General features: G+C 59.2%; 1 protein-coding gene. It reads left to right on the top strand.

Annotated features, from left to right (window positions below; all coding sequences use genetic code 11):
- The first annotated feature begins 47 nt into the window (after positions 1-47).
- The gene (locus tag SB822_RS54950; RefSeq protein ID WP_410858829.1) at positions 48-299 is read left to right on the top strand and encodes a cupin domain-containing protein; all 252 of its coding nucleotides are present in this window, start codon (positions 48-50) and stop codon (positions 297-299) included.
- The last annotated feature ends 181 nt before the right edge of the window (positions 300-480 follow it).

Below are 480 nucleotides of genomic sequence, written 5' to 3'. Positions count from 1 at the left end.
GTTCGAAGCAGACCCGTTCCGCGACTGGCTGATCGCGCGACTTTGGTCTGGTCGAAGCGACCAACGGCGCCTACGGCGGTCAGATCACCCGCGCGAAAGAGCTCTGTCGTACCACCGGCCCGCACTGGCACCCGATGACGTTCCAGATGATTTACGTGCTGAAGGGCTGGGTCAAGTTCTGGTACGAACGTGAAGGCGAATTAATGCTCAAGGCCGGCGACTTCGTGTATCACCCGCCGCGTGCGGCGCACGACCTCCTGGAATACAGAACGGACTGCGCGCAGATGGCCCCCCCTTGATACCGACATACGCCGCTTTTTCACAGCCTCCGGGCTTCGTCCACTGCGCCAACGAGTTTTCGAAACCGGTAGGCGCAGGCATCGTACTTTTCCTTCATGGCTAACTACGCGGGTCTGATACGCCGAAAGCCGGTGCACGCGCTGAAAAACGAATAGTGCAATTCCAGGACGCTAAAGACCT

Source organism: Paraburkholderia sp. SIMBA_054 (assembly GCF_046534875.1).
Lineage (GTDB): Bacteria > Pseudomonadota > Gammaproteobacteria > Burkholderiales > Burkholderiaceae > Paraburkholderia > Paraburkholderia hospita.
Note: the sequence above shows the minus strand (reverse complement) of the source record. Positions and strands in the feature narration are given on the sequence as shown.